Here is an 18,663-nt window from a genome sequence, read left to right on the forward strand (position 1 = left end):
TTGGATGGCCCGGCAGGACTACGCCGGCCCCGTCCGCTGGATCATCGTGGACGACGGCCCTGAGCCGCAGCCAGTGACCTTCCGGCGCGAGGGTTGGCAGCTGGTGCTGGTGCGCCCATCGCCACACTGGGCGCCCGGGCAGAACACGCAGGCTCGCAACCTGCTGAAGGGGCTGGCCGCGGTTGGTCCGGAAGAGCGGCTGGTGATCATCGAGGACGATGACTGGTATGCGCCTGACTGGCTGACCACGGTCGCTGCGGAGTTGGAGCATGCCGAGCTGGTGGGCGAGCACCGCGCTCGCTACTACAACGTGGAGCAGCGGCGCGGCCGGCAGCTGGCGAACACCGGTCACGCCAGCCTGTGCAGCACCGCCATGCGTGGTTCGGCCCTCCGCGACTTCGCTGACGCCTGCCGATCACGGCCGAAGTTCATCGACCTGGAACTGTGGCGCCGTCCGCGCGGTCGCCGCCTGTTCGGTGGCCACCGTGTCGTTGGGATCAAGGGTCTGCCAGGTCGCGGTGGCATCGGCATGGGGCATGACCCGGGTTTCAAGGGTGAAGCGGACCCCGGTGGTGCCTTGCTGCGGAACTGGGTTGCAGAGGACGCCGAGGTGTACCTGTGAAGGTCGAACTTCAGATTCATGGGATCGAGGGCGTTCTGTCGACGCTGGAGGCTTTGCCGGCTGAGGTCGTCAGCAAGCGTGGCGGTCCGGTCAAGCTCGCATTGGCCAAGGGCGCCAGGTTGCTCCGCGACCAAGCAAAGGACAACTTCCGCCGTTCCGCAGCTATTGGTGGCGCCGACAGCACAGACACCACCGTCAACAGCATCATCGCCAGCCGTGGTAAGGCGCCCGTAGGAACCAAGGGCGAGCGTCAGCTGGTGCGTGTGAAGCGCAAGGCATTCGTCAACGCGCATGGTTCGAAGACGACCACCCGGAAGGCTGCCCAGCTCATGGAATACGGGTCCAGTACCCAACCCGCCTATCCGTGGTTGCGTCCGGCCGTCCAGCGCCGTGCCAGCCAGATCATCGACGTGGTCAGCGAAGACCTGCTGAAGCGCCTGGATCAGATCACCAAGCGCCTCGCCGCGCAGAATGGAGGGCGCCGCTGATGTTCCCGAAGGTGTATCGAACCATCCGCACCGCGGCGGTGTCGGCGATCGTCGACGACCGCATAGGGCGGCACGGTGAAGTGGCGCAGACAGAGACCCGCCCCTACATCGTCTGGCAGATCGTGACCGGTTCCGCGTTCGACAACCTGAGCGCAGCTCCAGGCGGTGATTTCACCAGTGTGCAGATCGACTGCTACCACAAGACCGACGCAGGAGTGGAGCAGCTCGCCAAGGCAGTGCGTGCTGCGCTGGATGGCGCACTTATCGTCAATCGTGTCGTGGTCAACAACCGCGACCCCGATACCAAGCTGTACCGCGTCGGCCTCGAGGCCGATTTCATCGATCAGCGCTGAACGCTGGTCATCCGTAATGCCGCCCTCGCGCGGCCCTTCAGAGGAAACTGCCATGACCGAGGGCGTCGTCAAGACCCAGGGCACCCATCTGTTCTTCGTCAACCCGAACGCGGCCGGTGGCCCGGCGATCGTGAAGTTCGCCTGCCCGACCGGTGCGTCCGGGCTGGGCGGAGCTGCCGATCAGATCGAATCCACCTGCCTGGATGCAACGGTGGACAAGGAGTACCAGCGCGGGTTGGGCAACCCGGGCCAGGTGTCCATCCCGTTTAACTACATCCCCAGCGACGCATCGCATGACGCGCTGTTCAAGCTGAAGGACACCGGTGAGAACGTAAGCTGGTACATCGGCCTGAGTGACGGCACGGCGGCGCCCACGCTCGACACCGAGGATGAGCTGGTGCCGCCTCTGGCTACTGCCCGTTCCGGCTTCCTGTTCAGTGGCTATATCGCCGACGTGAACATCGACATCGCCACCAACGAGATCGTGCGGGGCACGGTCACCGTGCAGCGCAGCGGCGGCGTCACCCGCTACGGCAAGCCGCTGGCCTGATCCCATCCAAGCGCCCGGCGCCCAAGCGGCGCCGTGGCGATCCATCTCTACGGAATCACCCCATGACCGAGACCAACGACGCTGCAGTGCCGCTGCTGGACCCCTCGCTGTTCATCTCCGACGACGTGCATGAGAGGGAGGTCAAGCTTGCCGATGGCAGCAAGCACACTTTCTACATCCGCGAGCAGGAGGCTGGTGTGCTGCGCGGGTTCTTCACGGGACAGTCCAGTGAAGACCCGGATAAGCAGGCTGAATCAATGGCTCGCCTCATCGCGAAGGCCATTTGCGATCCCGAGGGGAAACCGGCTCTTTCGCTGGCGCAGGCCAAGCGCCTGAAGTTCGCGGTGCAGATCGCTCTGACCAAGGCCATCAGCGAGGTGCACAGTTACCAGGGAAAGGAGAGCTTGCCCGGCGAGGAAGCAGCGAGTGGTTCCGATACCAGCTCGCTTTGACCCTGGGCAAGACACTCGGCGAGATCGATGCGATGCCAGCAGCTGAGTTGGACGGCTGGCGCGCGTTCTACGAACTGTACCCATTCGACGATCTGCACCGGTTCCACCGGCCGGCTGCAGTTATAGGAACCGCGTTCGGCGGCAAGTACGAAAGCATCATCGGATTCCTCGCCCCGAGCCCGGACGACCCGGTCCTGAGCGACGCCGATCGCGATGTATCCAAGGCCCTCGGCTTCTAACCTGACTGGACCCCACTATGGCCACTGCCGGCTCAATCGTTGTCGACCTACTGATGCGCACCGGGTCGTTCGAGACCGACACCAACCGCGCGTCCAAGCAGATGAAGAAGCTTGGCAAGGACGCTGGGGAGACTGCTGCTGATATCGGGCGTGCCTTTGGGCTAATCGGTGGAACCATTGCTGGTGGGTTGGCCACGGCCGGTACGGCAGTTCTGGGCTGGACCCGGCAGCTGGTCGATGCATCCGCGGAACTGGAGAAGTTTTCCCGCTTGTCGGGAACGAATGAGCAGGTATTCCAGCGCATGGCCGCAGGCGCGGCCACCGTTGGCATCCAACAGGACAAGCTGGCCGACATCTTCAAAGACACCCAGGACAAGCTGGGTGATTTCCTGCAGACCGGCGGCGGCGCGATGAAGGACTTCTTCGAGCAGATCGCGCCGCGTATTGGGCTTACTGCGAAGGAGCTGCAGCATCTGAGTGGCCCCGAGGTGCTGCAGCGCTATTACAGTGCCTTGGAGCAGGCCGGGGCGAGCCAATCCGAGATGGTCTTCTACATGGAGGCCATTGCCAGCGACTCATCGATGCTGGCACCGCTGCTGGCACGCAACGGCGAGGGATTCAAGAAGTGGGGCGATGAGGCGCAACGCCTTGGTGCTGTGCTCGACGCCGATACCCTGGTCGCTATGAAGGAGGTCAAGGAACAGTCCAACCTGATCCAATTGGCCTTCCAGGGGCTGAAGAACGAGGTAGCAGCCGAGCTGCTTCCTCAGTTCAAGGAGCTGACCGCTTTCCTTGGATCTGACCAGACTAAGAGCGCCTTCGTCACTATCACCAAATGGGTTGGAGACCTGGCCGCTGAGATGGCCAATGGTGCGGTGCTGATCGTCAACTTCATCGACAAGGCCAACCAGCTTCGAAAGCTGGATGCGGGCGGCATGGTCTCCGCCGCCGGCGAAGATGCATTGAACACCCAGATGGCGCGGCTGACTGACCAGATCAACTACGCCAAGAAGAACACCTCGGGCTTGTTCGGCCTTCCTCTGACCGACGGTCAGGAGGAAGCCCGGCTGAAGCGCATAAATGATCTGGAAGCCAAGCGGCTCGACATCCAGCGGGAGCTGACGAAGAGGTACAAGTCGGAGGCCGCGGGCGAGAGTTTCAAGGGAGTGACGGGTTCGGTCGATAGCACAGCCCGGATTCCTGGGAGCGGCCCACCCACCGGGTCAGGCGCTGCTGGCGCGTCCGACCGCCGCACGGGCGCTTTGACGAAAGAGAAGTCGCTACTAGAGCAGATCCAGGAGGATTACGAGGCGCTGTATGGAGCTGGCAGCGAGCGGGCTGACGATCAGATCGCCAAACTCGAGCGCGAGATTGCCCTGCATGGGGATCTCAGTGAGGTGGCCAAGGTCAACTACGACATACAGACCAACGCCTACGGCGCGCTTAGCGAGGCGCAGGCCGAGGTTCTTCGCAATCTGGCGGCGGTGAAGGACGCACAGGACGATTTTGCCGCGCTCTATGGGGATGGGCTGCAGGACCTGGCCAGCAAAACCCAGGATGCAAACAGCCAGATGAGCACCTTTGCCGACCAGGCCGCCCGCAACATGCAGGACGCCTTCGCTGACTTCCTGTTCGATCCGTTCTCGGAGGGCTTGGGCGGGATGGTTCAGAGCTTCGCGAAGACGCTGCAGAAGATGGCTGCCCAGGCGGCAGCCTCGCAGATCTTCAAGATGATAGGAAATTGGGCGAATAGCTACAGCGGTGCCGGCTCCAGCTGGATCAATGCGATCGGCAGCGCGATCGGAGGAACTGCAGGAGGCCGTGCCGGTGGTGGTCCGGTAGCGGGCGGCAGCATGTACCGAGTCGGTGAGGGTGGCCGTCCTGAGCTGTTTGATCAGGGCGGGAAAACCTATCTGATCCCTGGTGATGCTGGATCTGTCCGCCCGATCACTGCTGGGTTGCCTGCATCTTCGATGGGTGCTGGCGGAGGTATGAGCAACATCTTCAACACGACCCTGAACGTCACCAGCGACGGTACGAGCAACACGCAGCAGGGCGCCGGCAGCGAGCAGGGCCGGCAGGCGCAGCAGGCATTCACGCAGATGATCAACCAGTGGGCGGTACAGCAGTCGCGCCCCGGTGGGATCTTCCACCAGATGAGTACGCGCAATGGCTGAGGTCTTCACCTGGTGCGTGCGCACCGAGATCACCGGCACCGGCGACTTTCTTGTCCGGGAGGTGCAGTTCGGCGACGGGTACAGGCAGACCGCGTCCGATGGCCTGAACAACGAGACCCAGCAGTGGCCGATATCCATCGTCGGCCGCTCGTCGAAGGTGGGTCCTGCACTGGCCTTCCTGCGCGCACGGAAGGGAGCGGTTTCGTTCCTGTGGACGCCGCCGCTTGGAGTGCAGGGCCTGTACCTATGCAAGTCCTACACCCTCACCCCACATGGCAATGGCGTCTACACGCTCAACGCCACATTCGAACAGACGTTCCAGCCGTAAGGGATCAACATGGCACGCCAAGTAATCGACACCACCACCGACCATGGAACCTACAAAGGCGACCCCGCAAAGGCGGCCTTTGAGAAGGCAAACGCCAACTTCGAGGAACTATACGCGCGCGGGTTTGCAGCATCAGGCGTGTACGCGGCGCGGCCGGCTGCGGCGCAGAACAAGGGGCTCGGCTATTTCGCCACCGACGTGCAGGAGACTTACATTAGCGACGGGACTGCGTGGCGAGTGATGCCTAGCGGTGGCAGCGAGCTGGGATTCGCGCAGATGGGATCTGTCTTCAGCACCTCGTCCACAACCCTTGTCGATGTACCTGGCATGGCGGTCTCCTGCCGCGTTGGTGAGCGTCCCATCGTTGCGTCGTTTGGTGGACTGATGACTACGAGCGGAGACTTCTCCCGCCTCTATCTGCTGTGCGATGGCGTCAAAGTCGCCAACATCCTCAGCCCTAACCCTGTAGGCAAAGGAGGAGCCTCAGACCAGTACAACACTCGTTGGCGTGAGGCTCGCGTTGCGGGACTAACGCCGGGCAGGTCCTACTTATTCAAGCTCCAGCTGATGGTGCTTGGTACTGGCAATGCCAACCTCTACGGCAATGCCGCAGATGGCGACTACGCACATCTTCAGGTGAGGACCGCATGATCTGGACGGATACCGGCATCGGCAGGGCATTCGCGGGTGAGCGCGACGTTGTCGTGCGCTCAAAAGACTCAAAGGCCAGTTACCAAGGCGTGCTCTACGCACACGGTTCGGAGGGCGGCGACGGGGGGAGCTCGCAATGGATGGGAATTGGCACGCGCTGGCCTGTAATGCAGGCTGTGGGCGAGTCATGTCTCATGGTTTGCGCAGACCTTGGTGGAAATCAGACTTGGGGAAATGACACTGCGATATCCAGGATGACTTCGGCACGCGCTTACTTGCGTGGGATTCCTGGTGTGAAGCAGGGGCGGATCAACATCCTTGCCCAGTCAATGGGTGCAACGACGGCGCTGGCATGGGCTGCAGCGAACCCAACTCTAGTAGGGCGGATCGTCCTGATGATTCCTGTGATCAACCTGGCGGACATCAGGGCCAATAGCAGCCTCTACAGGCCATATATCGATTCCGCGTACGGCGGCACCTACAACGAAGCGACACATGGTGCGACCCACAACCCGTTGACTATGGCTCAGTTGGGAAAGCTTGCTGGCGTTCCGATCCAAATGTGGTACGGAATCGGAGATACGCTCTGCAAGCCGGAGTACGCGGCGCAGTTTGCCAACGCCATCAGCACATGCGACCCAAGGCCAATATCTGGTGGGCACGCTGAGACCACGATCAGCGGCGTGGACCCGGATGTGGTGGCTGCATTCCTCGGAGTGGAACGGACATGATTACTGCCGATGCCCAGCAGCTCGAGCCGGGCGGCCGCGTCACGGTCTACGAGCTGGACGCCAGCAGCTTCGGCGCCGACCAGCTGTTCTTCCACGCGCACCTGCAGTCTGGCGTGATCTGGTGGCAGGGGCAGGAGTACGGCGCCTGGCCGATTGAGGCGAGCGGCTTCGAGCGCACCAGCGACCAGCCGCCGAACCCGCGGCTGAAGGTCGGCAACCTCGACGGCCGGATCGCGGACATGTGCATGCTCTACGGCGACATGGTTGGGGCCAAGGTGATCCGCCGGCAGACGCTGGTGAAGTACTTGGACGCGGCCAACTATCCGCCAATCGTCAACCTGGTCAACTTCAGCAACAACCCCAACGGGTCAGGGTGGGTGAACAACGGTGCCGCGGCGGCACAACTACCGCAGGAAGTGGCGGACGGCATCACTTTCACGCCGACGCGCATTTCCAGCAATGGGGGCACTTCCAACAATCGCCGAGCACCACTGCGCTCATTCTCCATCGCTGCGGGCCAGTCTGCGGTTGCCACGTTCTACGTTCGGTTTGGAAGCTCGCAGCGGGTTCGACTAGTCCTCTCGAACACAGTGGGCGGCGCCTATCGCGAGTCGCTGTTCAATCTAAACAGCGATGGCAGCATTGCGGCTGCAACAGCAGCGGCTGGTCCGCTGGAGCTGCTGGGCTTTGAACAGCGCACAGGTGGTGTGGTCAAGATCACGGTGAGGATCGTCTACAACGCGGCAAATTCAGCGGCGCCGACATTGCAGGTTGGGCCCACCAGCGCCGTGGTTGGACAGGATGTGATCCTGCTGGGCGCGCAGCTGGAGCTCGGCCAGAATGCGACAACTTTTCAAGTCACCACGAATGATCCCGTCAAGGATCGACACCCCACCGCCGACCCCAATGAGCACTTCCTGGACGAGATCTGGTTCATCGAGCGCAAGGTCTCCGAAACCAAGGAAGTGGTCGAGTTCGAGCTGACCACGGCGATCGACCTCAACGGCGAGCAGCTGCCCGGTCGTCAGATCATCTCGGGCGTTTGCGGCGCACTGATCCGGGGCGGCTACCGCGGCCCCTACTGCGGCTACACAGGCCCGGCCGTGGCCGACGCCAACGATGTGCCGACCACCGACCCCGCGCGGGACCAGTGCGGGGGCAGGGTGGGGAGCTGCAAGCTGCGCTTCGGCGCCGACAAGCCGCTGCCCTATGGCGGGTTCCCTGCCTCCGGCCTGCTGCGCACCTGATTCGCGCCACGATCGAGCAACCATCCAGCCCGCCATGTGCGGGCTTTTTCATGGGCGAGACCATGCAACAGAGCACCCTGCAGGCCATCCAGGCGCACGCCGTGGCCGAGTATCCGCGCGAGTGCTGCGGCCTGATCGTGGCCGGCGCCGATGGCGAGGCCTACATTTCCTGCCGCAACGTGGCCACCACCCCCAGCGAGCACTTCCGCTTGCCGGCGGAGGACTATGCCGACGCTGAGGACCAGGGCGAGGTTCTGGCTGTCGTGCACAGCCACCCGAACGCCTCTGCGGCTGCGTCCGACGCTGACCGGGTCATGTGCGAGGCCAGCGGCCTGCCGTGGCACATCGTGAGCGTTGGGCAGTGCACCGGCGCAGAGCCGGAGTGTGGCGACCTGCAGACTATCGAGCCCTGTGGCTACGAGGCGCCGCTGGTTGGCCGCCAGTTCGCCCATGGGGTGCTGGACTGCTACACCCTGGTGCGCGACTTCTACGCCCGCGAGCTGGGCATCCAGCTCAGCCAGTACGAGCGCGAGGACGACTGGTGGGAGAAGGGCCAGGACCTCTACAGCCTCGACCGGCTGCGCGCTGAGGGGTTCGAGCTGATCGACAGCGAGCCGCAGCGCGGCGACATGGTGCTGATGCAGATCCGCTCGCCTGTGCCGAACCACGCCGGGGTCTACCTGGGCGACGGCCAGATGCTGCACCACATGCACGGCCGCCTGTCGGAGAAGGTGGTCTACGGCGGCATGTGGGCCGAGCGCACGCGCTACATCGTCCGGCACAAGGGGGCCCACCATGGCTGATCGCCTGCGCACTATTCGCCTGTACGGCCTCCTGGGCGCTCGCTTCGGCCGCAAGTTCCGCCTGGCCGTCAGCAACCCTGCCGAGGCCGTGCGCGCGCTGTGCGTGTTGCTTCCGGGATTCCAGCAGTACCTCATGGGCGCTAAGGCCAAGGGTATGGAGTTCGCCGTGTTCGTCGGGCGGCAGAACCTGTCCAAGGATCAGCTGCGTGATCCGCCAGGTGGTGACGACATCCGAATCGCGCCGGTGCTGATGGGGGCGAAGCGCGCGGGTGCGCTGCAGACGATCGTCGGTGCCGTGCTGATCGTGGTGGGCGCGATCTTCTCCTATACCCCGGTGGGCGTACCGCTCATGAAGCTGGGTGTGGCCATGGCCGCCGGCGGCATCGTGCAGATGCTTTCCCCACAGCCTACCGGGCTGGGTGCGAAGGACAGTCCTGAGAACACCCCGAACTACAGCATGAACGGTGCCGTGAACACGCAGGCGCAGGGCAACCCTGTACCCGTTGCCTATGGGGGCCACGACACCAAGGGGATGTTCGTGGGCTCGGCGGTGATCAGCGGCGGCATCTACGCAGAGGACCAGCAGTGAACGTAGCCATCAAGTATCAACCCACGAAGCTGGCGCTCGCCTGCTCGCCGGTGGCCATTGCCGGCGCTGGCGGCAAGGGCGGTGGGAACGCTCGCACGCCGGTCGAGACCCCAGACAGCCTGCACTCGATCTCCTACGCGAAGATCCTAGACCTGATCAGCGAGGGCGAGATCCGGGGCTTGGTGGCGGGCAATCAGTCCGTCTACCTCAACCAGGTTCCGATCCAGAACAGCGACGGCACCCTGAACTTTGCCGGCGTGCGCGTGGAAACCCGTGCAGGCACGCAGGACCAGGAGTACATCGCCGGATTCCCATCGGTCGAGAACGAAGTCACGGTCGGGGTAGAGCTGCGCAGCAACGCGCCTGTGGTCCGCACGATTTCAGGGGCCGATCTCTCGGCCGCGCGCATCCGCTTCGGTCTACCCGCACTCTGGCGCCAGAACACCGAAAACGCCGACATGGAAGGCTACGCGATCGAGTATGCGATCGATCTGTCGGTGAATGGTGGCGCTTTCAGCACCGTGCTGACCAATGCGTTACGGGGCAAGACGACCAGCGAGTACCAGCGGAGCCACCGCATTGATCTACCGGCCGGCTCGCAGTGGCAGGCACGCGTCCGCCGCCTGACGCCGAACGCCAACAGCTCCACCGTTGCCGATACGGTGAACATCCTCTCGCTGACGGAGATCATCGACGCCAAGCTGCGCTATCCCAACTGCGCACTGGCGGCGGTGCAGGTGGACGCGAGCGCCTTCCAGAACGTCCCCTCGCGCGCCTACCAGATCTGGGGCCGCATCATCCGGGTGCCGAGCAACTACGACCCGCGCACGCGGTCTTACAGCGGCATCTGGGACGGCACCTTCAAGTCGGCATGGACCAACAACCCGGCCTGGGTGTTCTTCGACATTGTCACCAACGACCGTTTCGGCCTGGGAAATCGGATCCCGCTGGATTGGGTGGACAAGTGGAAGCTGTATGAGATCGCGCGCTACTGCGATCAGCTGGTCAGCGACGGCATGGGCGGCCAGGAGCCCCGGTTCACCTGCAGCCTGTACCTGCAGACCCGGACCGACGCCTACAAGGTGCTACAGGACATGGCCAGCATGTTCCGGGGCATCAGCTTCTATGCCGGTGGCCAGGTCATGGCCTCAGCGGACATGCCGAAGGACCCGGGCCCGACATACAGCCAGGCCAACGTGATCGAGGGCCGCTTCCATTACGAAGGTAGCGGCCGGAAGGCACGCCACACCGTCGCGCTGGTGTCCTGGACCGACCCGGACGACTTCGGACGGCAGAAGGTTGAGCCGGTGCAGCTGCACGACGGCATCGCCCGCTATGGTGTGAACCAGATTGAGGTCACCGCGCTGGGCTGCCATTCGAAGTCGCAGGCGCAGCGGGTGGGCAACCACATCCTCTACAGCGAGAACCTGGAGACGGAGACGGTCACCTTCGCAGTGGGCCTGGACGCGTTGAACTGCATGCCGGGTGACGTGATCCATGTGGCCGATGCAAACCGTGCCGGCCGCCGCAACTCTGGCCGCATCAGCGCCGCAACTGCCAACAGCCTGACGCTGGACGTGGTGCCTCCGACAATGGCCGTGGGTGATCGCCTGCGGGCGACGCTGCCGAGCGGCAAGGCCGAGGCGCGCACCATCAATGGGATCAACCCGACCACGCGCGTGGTGACCGTCTCGGCGCCGTGGAGCGCGGTGCCGGTGGCGCAGTCGATCTGGGCGACCGAGTCGGCAGACCTGGTGCTGCAGCAGTTCCGCGTGCTGAGCATCGCCGAGGAGGAGGGGCTCACCTACCGCATCACGGCGCTCCAGCACCGCCCGGACAAGTTCGCGGCCATCGATGACGGCACCCGCCTGGAGCCGCCGCCGATCAGCGTCATTCCGCCGAGCGTGCAGCCGCCGCCGGCCAACGTGCGCATGTCGTCCCATGTGGTGATCGACCAGGGCATCGCCACGCCGGTGCTGACCATTGAATGGGATGTGGCCGACAAGGCCATCGCCTATGACGTGGAGTGGCGCCGGGACGACCTGAACTGGGTACGTGCGGGCAGGGTAGGGACCACCAGTTGCGAGGTGCGGGGCATCTATGCCGGCAAGTACCTGGCCAGGGTGCGCGCGGTCAATGCGCTCAACGCGGTTTCGCAGCCGACGCTGAGCATGCTCACGGACATCAAAGGCAAGACCGAGCCGCCGCCGGCGCTGACCTCGCTGACCGCCACGCCGGTGGTGTTCGGCATCCAGCTGGCTTGGGGCTTCCCGCCTGGCGCCACCGACACCGAGCGGACCGAGATCTGGCGCAGTGCCGGGCCGGACCGTGCCAGCGCCACGAAGTTCGCGGACTTCGCTTACCCGCAGAACCGCTACCAGCTGGACGGCCTGGCCGCCGGTGCGCGGTTCTACTTCTGGGGCCGCCTGGTGGACAAGAGCGGTAACATCGGGCCGTGGTATCCGGCCGGTGCTGGCGTCATGGGCGAGGCGAGCACCAACCAGTCGGACTACGACGCGTACTTCTCGGGGAAGATCAGCGAGAGCGCGTTGGGCCAAGACCTTCTGGCCAAGATTGAAAGCATCGACCAGATCGTGCCGCTGATCTGGGAGGCGGGTGCTACCTACGAGCCCGGCGAGACTGTTGTCTACAACGGCAAGATCTGGTTGTGGAACGACAACGCGCCGGGCAATGAGGAGCCGCCGGGCACGAAGTGGAAGGACGTGGGCGACGCGATCGCTCAGGCAGGCGCGGTGGTTGGCCGGGTAAACACCCTGGAGCTGCAGGTCAACGATCCGGAGACCGGCCTGCAGGCCATTGGCCAGAAGACCGACGGCTTGTTCGCGCAGCTCGATGTGCAGGCTGCCGGTGACAGTGATTGGGGTGCAGGTGACGCCACGGTGTTCGCTGGAACGCTCACCATCCAGACGGTCATTGCTGAGGGCGACTACGCCCTGGCGCGCCGGCAGGAAACAGTTGAGGCGAGCGTTGGCGAAACTCAGGCGATCGTGCAGCAGACCTCTCAGGCCGTCGTGGACATGGATGGTCGGATCAGCGCGTCGTGGAGCTTGAAGCTACAGGTCGCGGCCAACGGTCAGTACTACGCCGCCGGCATGGGCATCGGCATCGAGAATCAGCCCGACGGCAGCTACCAGAGCCAGATCCTGTTCCAGGCTGACCGGTTCGCGGTGATCAACCTGGTGAACGGCCAGGTGACCACGCCATTCGTGATTCAGGGCGGGCAGACCTTCATCAGCCAGGCGCTGATCGGCACGGCGTGGATCACCAATGCGAACATCGCCGACGCGGCCATCACCAACGCGAAGATCAGCGGGGTGATCCAGTCTGACGACTATGCCGCGGGCCAGACCGGCTGGCGGATCAACAAGGCTGCAGGTGGTGGGTTCGAGTTCAATGGCAGTGTTGCTGGCGGGTATCGACTGAACATCACCAATCAGGGCATCTACATCCGCTACCCGAACGGCAACCTCGCCGTGGAGCTTGGAGTGCTGCAGTAATGGTCGACATTGGGCTACGCGTGCGGAGCGAGAGCGGGTATGTGGAGACTTCGGTCACCACCAAACTGTCGAAGAGGATCGGGTCATACACGTTCCCGCTGTACAACCCGGTTAACTCCAACAACAAGTGGGTGGCTCCGCCCGAAGCAAATGGAGGTCTCGTCGTCAACGACTTTCTTGGAGGTGAGCCTTACTACTACTTCACCTGCGAGGGCCAGCGGTCGGTATACGGGATGCTGGCTCCGTCGGTCACCATTTCCGGGAACACCATCAACTGGAGTTGGGATCCTGACGTGGTGAACTACCACGTCAGGATGGAGATGTTTCCAAGCCAGCCGACTACGGGCACTGTCGGTGGCATCACGCTTCACTATGGGGTTTACAGCTGATGGACGTCGGGCTTCGCATACGAAACCAGGACACCGGGCAGATCCAGATCGGGGCTGGCTATCAGAATTTGCAGCTGGCCAAATCGGGAACGTTGGACACAGGAACCTTCTCAGGTGGCGCGACAGGTGGCTCACCGCCATTTGCAAGCTGGTCTCCCCGTGGATTGCTGGCGTCAACTGCCGGAACAACGAACCTGCACGTAGTCAGGTACATCAACGACAGCGTCGCGTACATCACCGGGTTTTCTATCGTCCAGTCTGGCGTGACATGTTCGGTGTTTGCGGCAAGTAATGCTCCGAACAAGACATTGGAGTACTACACATTCGACGCTACCGAGCGCGCCGCTTCAGGGCCGGTGGGGCTGCGCATGCGCGGGGAGGACGGATCAGTCTTCTATGACTCGAGGCGGAAGGGGGTGCGCGTGCTGCAGGTTGTGCCGCTCCCACCGCCGCCGGTCAATACGCCATTCGTTGAGGTCGGCCAGTTCTTCCCGGGCAGGAAGATTGGCATCGCTATCCCATCTCCTAGGTTCTACTACTCATCGGTGTCCCAGGACCGGTGTACGGCCTACGCCGACGCTTTCCACATGACGAGCGACAATAGGATCTACATGTCGAAGCATGAGACGTTCTCGCAGACCCTGATCACCAACACCTTCCCGGTGGGCGGCGTGACTATGGGCCCTCAGAACGCCACGATCTTCATCGTGGACCTGACAGAGGTGCCGCTGGGGTTCGGCTGAGTACGCTAGGTTTACCAAGATCACAGCCGCGAGCAGTTGCTGTATCGTTGGGCCATGAAGACCGTGGCCTCGATCGCTGCCGCCTTGTTCGTGGCAGTCTCAACCCTAAGCTGTCGTGCTGAGTCTCTTGCGGTTCCATTGGCGCACGAAGGCGAAGCCAGTCGATGCATCGCAGCTGTCGTCAAGGATATGAAGGTGGCCTGGCCGGGCAACCAGACCATCAACATCGTCGCGTTCGGTCATAGCGTGCCGGCGGGCTATGCGATTACCCCCGAGGTTCGAAAGAAGGACGCCTATCCTAGGCTGCTCGAAGACGCCCTGGCCGATCGATATCCGCATGCCGTGTTGAATGTCATCACCTCTGGTGTAGGTGGGCAGAATTCAACGCAGGGCCTGGCTCGCTTTCAGCGAGATGTGCTAGATCACCACCCGCGCGTGGTGCTCATCGATTTTGCGTTGAATGACCGACCGCTGGGTGTTGAGGTGGCTAAAGGCAATCTGACCAAGATCGTCGATGGTGTGCGTTCTGCGGGGGCGTGCCCAGTACTACTGACGCCGACATGGGATGAGCAGGCATCTCCGAACCAGCCCGGCGACGCACTGGGTGAGCAGGCCGCCATGATCCGTGGGTTGGCAAAGCAGCTGGACGTGCCGTTGGCAGACAGCCTTGCTGCTTTCGCCGCCTACAGGGGGGATCGGCACTTGTTGATGGCGCAGTTCAACCATCCGAACAAGGAGGGGCACAAGATCGTGCTTTCGCAGATCATGCCCTTGTTTGAGAAGTGAAGGCTAAGCAACCTGCTGCAGCAGGTCCTCGCGGTTGTTCCGCGGCGTGTTCACCGCGCGGCTGACGCGGTAGGCCTCCATCGCCGGTGGCTCGCTGGCCAGCAGCATGGCCATGGCGTCGTCGGGGCTGGCGGCGATCCACTCATCGATCTGGCCGGCCTGCAGCCACACCGGCATGCGGTCGTGGATGTCGGCCGAGACGCCGCTGCTGTCGCCGGTGATGATGGTGAAGGTGCCCAGGTTGCCGTCGGGCAGCAGGGGGCTGGTGTCCTCCCACAGGCCGGCGGCCAGCAGCGGCCCGGTGGCGTGGATGAACCACGGGTCCTTCTTGCCGTCCTCGGGGCTCACCGACCACTCGTAGTAGCCGGCCATCGGGATGACACAGCGACGCTTCTTGAACGCCGACCGGAAAGCGGGCTTGGTGGCCACCGTCTCTATGCGGGCGTTGATGGTTGAGCCCTGCAGGCCCTTGGCCTTGGCCCAGAACGGCAGGAGGCCCCATGCCAGCCGGGTGACCTGCCGGCCTTCGCCGCGGTCCAGGACCACCGAGGCGCGCTGTGTCGGCGCCAGGTTGTAGCTGGGCTGGATCTCGGCCAGGCCGGGGGCAAGGTCAGCCAGCCCCGGCTGGCCGAAGTCGATCACGGGAAGCTGGACGAATCGGCCGCACATGGCCGGAGGGTAGCCCAGCCGACCGTGCCCGGGGCGTGTAGGGACAGCCCGACCAGACAGGGAGAGGTTGCCCGATGGTGCCGGGCGCGAGGTGAAGGCATTCTGGACTTGCCGGATCCGGGGCCGCAGGCAGCTCAACCCGGGGGCGCTTGAGCAGCGCCGAGCCGGCACAGAGTCGGGTCAGGCTCGACACTGCGATTCAGGCAAATTGACGATTTCGTCAAATCGCCGATGCAGGCCTTAACAATTTCTTCGCCGAACGATTCAGCCAGGTCGCCACCGCGTTCGCAGGATCTGCGACGGCCGGCCGTATCCTTCCGGCCATGATCTCCTCCACCTACCAAGGCTTCCGCACCGCGCCGATCCCGTCTGGCTGGGTCCAGACCGGGGAGCGTTGGGATCTGTGGTGGAACGGGCGCTCAGTCGCCAATATCACTCCGGCGCCCGGCCGCGGTGTCCGGCTTCACCTGGATGCGCGAAAGATCTTCGAGACCAAGAAGGTTTTTGCCGCCAGCGTGTCTCAGGGCAAGCGCTACGCCGAACGCTGGTGCGCCGCCAGGTTGTACTCCGACCTGCCTTTGCGCGAGGCCGTTGCCCGCTTGACCGACAGCACCCCGATTCAGCCGGCACCGCCACCGCCAGGCCTTCCGCCAACCCGCGAGCAGCAGCAACAGGCCCGGCGCCTAGCTGAGGCAACGGCCACCGCCACAGCCCGGGTCAAGGAAGCGTTGGAGCCGGCCAAGCCGCCGGCTACCAAGCCCCGCCCGAAGGACGCGCGCAAGGCGTGGCTGAGGGCTGGCCTGCAGCAGATGCGGCGAGGAGTGTAGGCCGTGCGGGCTGCACCCTATCATCGCGTAAGTGATTGATCCTATTGGGACGCAATCTGCACTTTTGGGATGCCTCGCGCAGCCCCGAAACCCTTACAGATCAAAAGGATGGGCCTATCTGTAACGATGCCTGGGGGGCAGAGGGTCGTCGGTTCGAATCCGGCCGTCCCGACCACTGTGATGAATCAAGAAGCCTGCGCAGCGATGCGTGGGCTTTTTTGTGCGCGCGGTGTATGCTGCGCGCCACTCGTACTACCGCGGCTGCTGAACCCGGTACTCACGAGAACACATCATGGAATCTGCAAGAAACCGTGCCTGGCGTCGCAGCCAGGCCCGCAACCGTGGTGGCGACCGCGCCACGACCGCCGACAGCTACAAGCCCGAGAAGAACTGGAAGCTGCTGTACACGCGCGATGCCAAGCTCGCGCGCGCACGCCAGCTGGGCTTCACCTATCCGGTGCTCAGCGCCCGCCAACTGCAGGAACAGGAATGATCAACCTGCTGTTCGTCTGCAGCCGCAACCAGCTGCGCAGCCCGACCGCCGAAGCCATGTGGCGACGGCGGCCCGGCTTCACTGCGCGGTCGGCTGGCACCAGCCCGCATGCACGACGCCCCATCGGCCCGGCGGACATCCGCTGGGCCGATGTCATCTTCGTAATGGAGGCCAAGCATCAGCATCGACTGCAGGCCGCATACGCGCGCCTGCTGGAACACAAGCGCCTGCATTGCCTCGATGTTCCCGACGACTATCGCTGCATGGATCCCGTGCTGATGGATCTGCTGGACACCAAGGTGACGGCGTATCTCGATCAGCTGCCGGCAAAACGGTAGATCAGCTCCGGGTCGCCGTCATCCAGTCCATGCACGATGCCGCTGTCGATGAAGCCCGATGCAACGAGCAGGCGCTGCATGGCGATGTTGGAGGCATTGGTCGAGGTGAACAGCTTGCGTTGCCCACGCTGTGCGATCGCGTGCCGCAGCAGTGCGGCGCCGACGCCCTGGCTGCGCCGCCCGCGCGCGACCATCAGCATTTCGACGAAGGCTTCGCCGAAGAAGTGCTCATGGAGGGTCATGTAGCCGACGATCTCGCGCTCCTGTTCGGCAACATGCACGTTGCCCTGCGCCAACCACTCGCCGATCTGTTCCGCCCGTCGAGGGTCGCTTGCCGCCACGCTGTCGAGTGCGATCAGCGCAGAGGCATCGGTTGGCGTCGCGTCGCGGACACGCAGCACGGTCGCAGCGGGCATGATCGGGCTCCTGACAGGAGGGCCCAGTCTATCGGCTCTGCCGCAGGCGCAGTCGCACCCGCCGCAACCAGCGCGTGCTCGGCAGTCAATACACCCGGAACTCGGCACGGCAGCCGTCGCTGACCCAGATCCCGCGTCGGTCCCAGCCCCAGTTCTGGTCCTCGATGCAGGCCGTCACCGACTTCTGCTTGACCAGGCGCACCTCGTGGCGCACACGGATACGGCATTCCTTGTCCTTCTTTTCGTAGGACTCGCAGTCCAGGCGCTCGCCATCATCGTCACGGTCCCTGCCGCGGCCCGGCCAGCGTCCGCGCCCATAGCCGTCGGCAACGAACTCGGCGCGGCAGCCGTCGGTCACCCACAACGTGCGGCGGCTCTGGCCCCAGTTCTGGTTCTCCACGCAGCGGGTGACCGACAGTTGCCTGGCCAGGCGCATCGGGCCCTCGATGGGGCATTGCTCGGTCTTGTTGAACTGGGATTCGCAGCGCAGCGCCGGAATGTGATCAGTGTCGTAGTCCTGGGCGGCCACGGTGGTGGCGGCCAGTAGCAGGGCAAGGGCGGCGCCGGTGATCGGCAGCAGCAGGCGAAGGGTCATGGGGGAGCCTCGGGCGGGGATTCGGGCGGCAAGAATGACCCAGCACGGGGGCGTCGGAACGCATCGTTCCGGAACTGGCTCAGTAGGGATTTAGTAGTGCGCACCGGCCCATGCAGAGGCTTACATCCCGTATCATCGCTGCACATCCGATCGCATCGGTTTACACCTTCTTACATGTCTTCCACGCCTGTCGGCGCAGCCTGTGGCTGCCGTCACTGGCGTGCGGGCGGCCTGTGAGGGAGGATGCGCGGACCACGACGACCACAGGGGGTTGCGTTGATCAGCAGTACCGTCATTCATCGCTCGGCCGACGCAGGCGGCGCCGAGGTGCGGGTCCTGGACACTACGTTCAAGGGCAAGCATGTGTTCATTGCCTGGGGCCTGCGCGGGCCGGAACTGACCCGTAGCGCGGACCCGGCAGCGACCGTGGCCGCACGCAAGGCGCTGCACGCGGTTGCCGGCCACAGCGAGGGGCCGCGCAGCCCGGAAGTGTTCATCGCCAATCAGTCGGCGGTGGCGATCACCGTCTATCGCCTGCTCACCGAAGCGCGCTCCGGTGATGCCATCTTCTTCCTGTGTGATTCGCAGGCGGTGGTCGATTGGCTCATCACCGCGCTGGAAGTGCAGGGCGCGGACTGATCCCGCGCTCCGGCGCGCAT

24 protein-coding genes are annotated in these 18,663 nt (G+C 63.9%); 21 read left to right on the forward strand and 3 right to left on the reverse strand.

Features of this window, described 5'->3' with window-relative positions; all coding sequences use genetic code 11:
• The first annotated feature begins 4 nt into the window (after positions 1 to 4).
• From N5D91_RS06965 to N5D91_RS07045, 17 genes are all read left to right on the forward strand, one after another.
• A complete protein-coding gene (locus N5D91_RS06965; protein ID WP_180853675.1) occupies positions 5 to 622 on the forward strand; it encodes a glycosyltransferase family A protein in 618 nt (205 codons plus the stop codon).
• Positions 619 to 1,110: a hypothetical protein gene (locus tag N5D91_RS06970; RefSeq protein ID WP_180853674.1), complete on the forward strand. Its 492-nt coding sequence runs from the start codon at positions 619 to 621 to the stop codon at positions 1,108 to 1,110. The genes N5D91_RS06965 and N5D91_RS06970 overlap by 4 nt, the downstream gene beginning before the upstream one ends.
• Positions 1,110 to 1,463 (forward strand): DUF3168 domain-containing protein, encoded by a 354-nt coding sequence (locus tag N5D91_RS06975; protein ID WP_132809892.1) that lies wholly within the window; start codon positions 1,110 to 1,112, stop codon positions 1,461 to 1,463. Before N5D91_RS06970 ends, N5D91_RS06975 begins: the two co-directional genes overlap by 1 nt.
• Positions 1,464 to 1,515: 52 nt before the next feature.
• Positions 1,516 to 2,013 carry a phage tail tube protein gene (locus N5D91_RS06980; RefSeq protein WP_180853673.1) on the forward strand — a complete coding sequence of 166 codons (498 nt, stop codon included), beginning with the start codon at positions 1,516 to 1,518 and terminating at the stop codon, positions 2,011 to 2,013.
• A 62-nt stretch (positions 2,014 to 2,075) separates the two neighbouring features.
• The gene (locus N5D91_RS06985; protein ID WP_180853672.1) at positions 2,076 to 2,465 is read left to right on the forward strand and encodes a phage tail assembly chaperone family protein, TAC; all 390 of its coding nucleotides are present in this window, start codon (positions 2,076 to 2,078) and stop codon (positions 2,463 to 2,465) included.
• The gene (locus tag N5D91_RS06990) at positions 2,462 to 2,704 is read left to right on the forward strand and encodes a hypothetical protein (protein ID WP_132809895.1); all 243 of its coding nucleotides are present in this window, start codon (positions 2,462 to 2,464) and stop codon (positions 2,702 to 2,704) included. The genes N5D91_RS06985 and N5D91_RS06990 overlap by 4 nt, the downstream gene beginning before the upstream one ends.
• A gap of 17 nt (positions 2,705 to 2,721) precedes the next feature.
• Positions 2,722 to 4,881, forward strand: a complete 2,160-nt coding sequence (locus tag N5D91_RS06995; RefSeq protein WP_180853671.1) for a phage tail tape measure C-terminal domain-containing protein — start codon at positions 2,722 to 2,724, stop codon at positions 4,879 to 4,881.
• On the forward strand, positions 4,874 to 5,209 hold the full coding sequence (locus N5D91_RS07000; protein WP_180853670.1) for a phage tail protein: 336 nt from the start codon (positions 4,874 to 4,876) through the stop codon (positions 5,207 to 5,209). The genes N5D91_RS06995 and N5D91_RS07000 overlap by 8 nt, the downstream gene beginning before the upstream one ends.
• Positions 5,210 to 5,218: 9 nt before the next feature.
• Complete coding sequence (locus N5D91_RS07005; protein WP_180853669.1) at positions 5,219 to 5,860, forward strand: hypothetical protein; 642 nt, start codon at positions 5,219 to 5,221, stop codon at positions 5,858 to 5,860.
• The gene (locus N5D91_RS07010) at positions 5,857 to 6,591 is read left to right on the forward strand and encodes a hypothetical protein (RefSeq protein ID WP_180853668.1); all 735 of its coding nucleotides are present in this window, start codon (positions 5,857 to 5,859) and stop codon (positions 6,589 to 6,591) included. The genes N5D91_RS07005 and N5D91_RS07010 overlap by 4 nt, the downstream gene beginning before the upstream one ends.
• Positions 6,588 to 7,838: a phage minor tail protein L gene (locus tag N5D91_RS07015; protein WP_258011448.1), complete on the forward strand. Its 1,251-nt coding sequence runs from the start codon at positions 6,588 to 6,590 to the stop codon at positions 7,836 to 7,838. The genes N5D91_RS07010 and N5D91_RS07015 overlap by 4 nt, the downstream gene beginning before the upstream one ends.
• Positions 7,839 to 7,900: 62 nt before the next feature.
• On the forward strand, positions 7,901 to 8,641 hold the full coding sequence (locus N5D91_RS07020; RefSeq protein WP_180853667.1) for a C40 family peptidase: 741 nt from the start codon (positions 7,901 to 7,903) through the stop codon (positions 8,639 to 8,641).
• Positions 8,634 to 9,230: a tail assembly protein gene (locus N5D91_RS07025; protein WP_180853666.1), complete on the forward strand. Its 597-nt coding sequence runs from the start codon at positions 8,634 to 8,636 to the stop codon at positions 9,228 to 9,230. Before N5D91_RS07020 ends, N5D91_RS07025 begins: the two co-directional genes overlap by 8 nt.
• A complete protein-coding gene (locus tag N5D91_RS07030) occupies positions 9,227 to 12,748 on the forward strand; it encodes a host specificity protein J (RefSeq protein WP_180853665.1) in 3,522 nt (1,173 codons plus the stop codon). The genes N5D91_RS07025 and N5D91_RS07030 overlap by 4 nt, the downstream gene beginning before the upstream one ends.
• A complete protein-coding gene (locus tag N5D91_RS07035) occupies positions 12,748 to 13,137 on the forward strand; it encodes a hypothetical protein (RefSeq protein ID WP_180853664.1) in 390 nt (129 codons plus the stop codon). Before N5D91_RS07030 ends, N5D91_RS07035 begins: the two co-directional genes overlap by 1 nt.
• Entirely contained in the window at positions 13,137 to 13,880 is a 744-nt protein-coding gene (locus tag N5D91_RS07040; protein WP_180853663.1) for a hypothetical protein, read from the forward strand. The genes N5D91_RS07035 and N5D91_RS07040 overlap by 1 nt, the downstream gene beginning before the upstream one ends.
• Positions 13,881 to 13,934: 54 nt before the next feature.
• Positions 13,935 to 14,666, forward strand: coding sequence for a GDSL-type esterase/lipase family protein (locus N5D91_RS07045; protein WP_111172989.1), 732 nt, complete (start codon positions 13,935 to 13,937; stop codon positions 14,664 to 14,666).
• A gap of 3 nt (positions 14,667 to 14,669) precedes the next feature.
• Here the strand turns inward: N5D91_RS07045 and N5D91_RS07050 are convergent, their stop codons facing one another.
• Complete coding sequence (locus N5D91_RS07050) at positions 14,670 to 15,335, reverse strand: SOS response-associated peptidase (RefSeq protein ID WP_180853662.1); 666 nt, start codon at positions 15,333 to 15,335, stop codon at positions 14,670 to 14,672.
• A 323-nt stretch (positions 15,336 to 15,658) separates the two neighbouring features.
• Here N5D91_RS07050 and N5D91_RS07055 point away from each other — a divergent pair, with 323 nt between their 5' ends.
• The 3 genes from N5D91_RS07055 (at position 15,659) to N5D91_RS07065 (ending at position 16,993) form a co-directional block, all read left to right on the forward strand.
• Positions 15,659 to 16,162, forward strand: a complete 504-nt coding sequence (locus N5D91_RS07055; RefSeq protein WP_180853661.1) for a hypothetical protein — start codon at positions 15,659 to 15,661, stop codon at positions 16,160 to 16,162.
• A 292-nt stretch (positions 16,163 to 16,454) separates the two neighbouring features.
• Positions 16,455 to 16,655, forward strand: coding sequence for a hypothetical protein (locus N5D91_RS07060; protein ID WP_153855902.1), 201 nt, complete (start codon positions 16,455 to 16,457; stop codon positions 16,653 to 16,655).
• Complete coding sequence (locus N5D91_RS07065; protein ID WP_153855903.1) at positions 16,652 to 16,993, forward strand: phosphotyrosine protein phosphatase; 342 nt, start codon at positions 16,652 to 16,654, stop codon at positions 16,991 to 16,993. Before N5D91_RS07060 ends, N5D91_RS07065 begins: the two co-directional genes overlap by 4 nt.
• On the opposite strand, the gene N5D91_RS07070 is transcribed toward N5D91_RS07065, so the two are convergent.
• The gene (locus tag N5D91_RS07070; protein WP_153855904.1) at positions 16,972 to 17,409 is read right to left on the reverse strand and encodes a GNAT family N-acetyltransferase; all 438 of its coding nucleotides are present in this window, start codon (positions 17,407 to 17,409) and stop codon (positions 16,972 to 16,974) included. The genes N5D91_RS07065 and N5D91_RS07070 overlap by 22 nt on opposite strands.
• An 85-nt stretch (positions 17,410 to 17,494) precedes the next feature.
• Positions 17,495 to 18,004: a DUF3011 domain-containing protein gene (locus N5D91_RS07075; RefSeq protein ID WP_180853660.1), complete on the reverse strand. Its 510-nt coding sequence runs from the start codon at positions 18,002 to 18,004 to the stop codon at positions 17,495 to 17,497.
• 243 nt (positions 18,005 to 18,247) lie between these two features.
• Between N5D91_RS07075 and N5D91_RS07080 the strand changes: the two genes are divergently transcribed.
• Positions 18,248 to 18,643, forward strand: coding sequence for a hypothetical protein (locus N5D91_RS07080; RefSeq protein WP_100435043.1), 396 nt, complete (start codon positions 18,248 to 18,250; stop codon positions 18,641 to 18,643).
• The last annotated feature ends 20 nt before the right edge of the window (positions 18,644 to 18,663 follow it).

It is taken from the genome of Stenotrophomonas sp. GD03794, from assembly GCF_029842145.1.
Lineage (GTDB): Bacteria > Pseudomonadota > Gammaproteobacteria > Xanthomonadales > Xanthomonadaceae > Stenotrophomonas > Stenotrophomonas riyadhensis.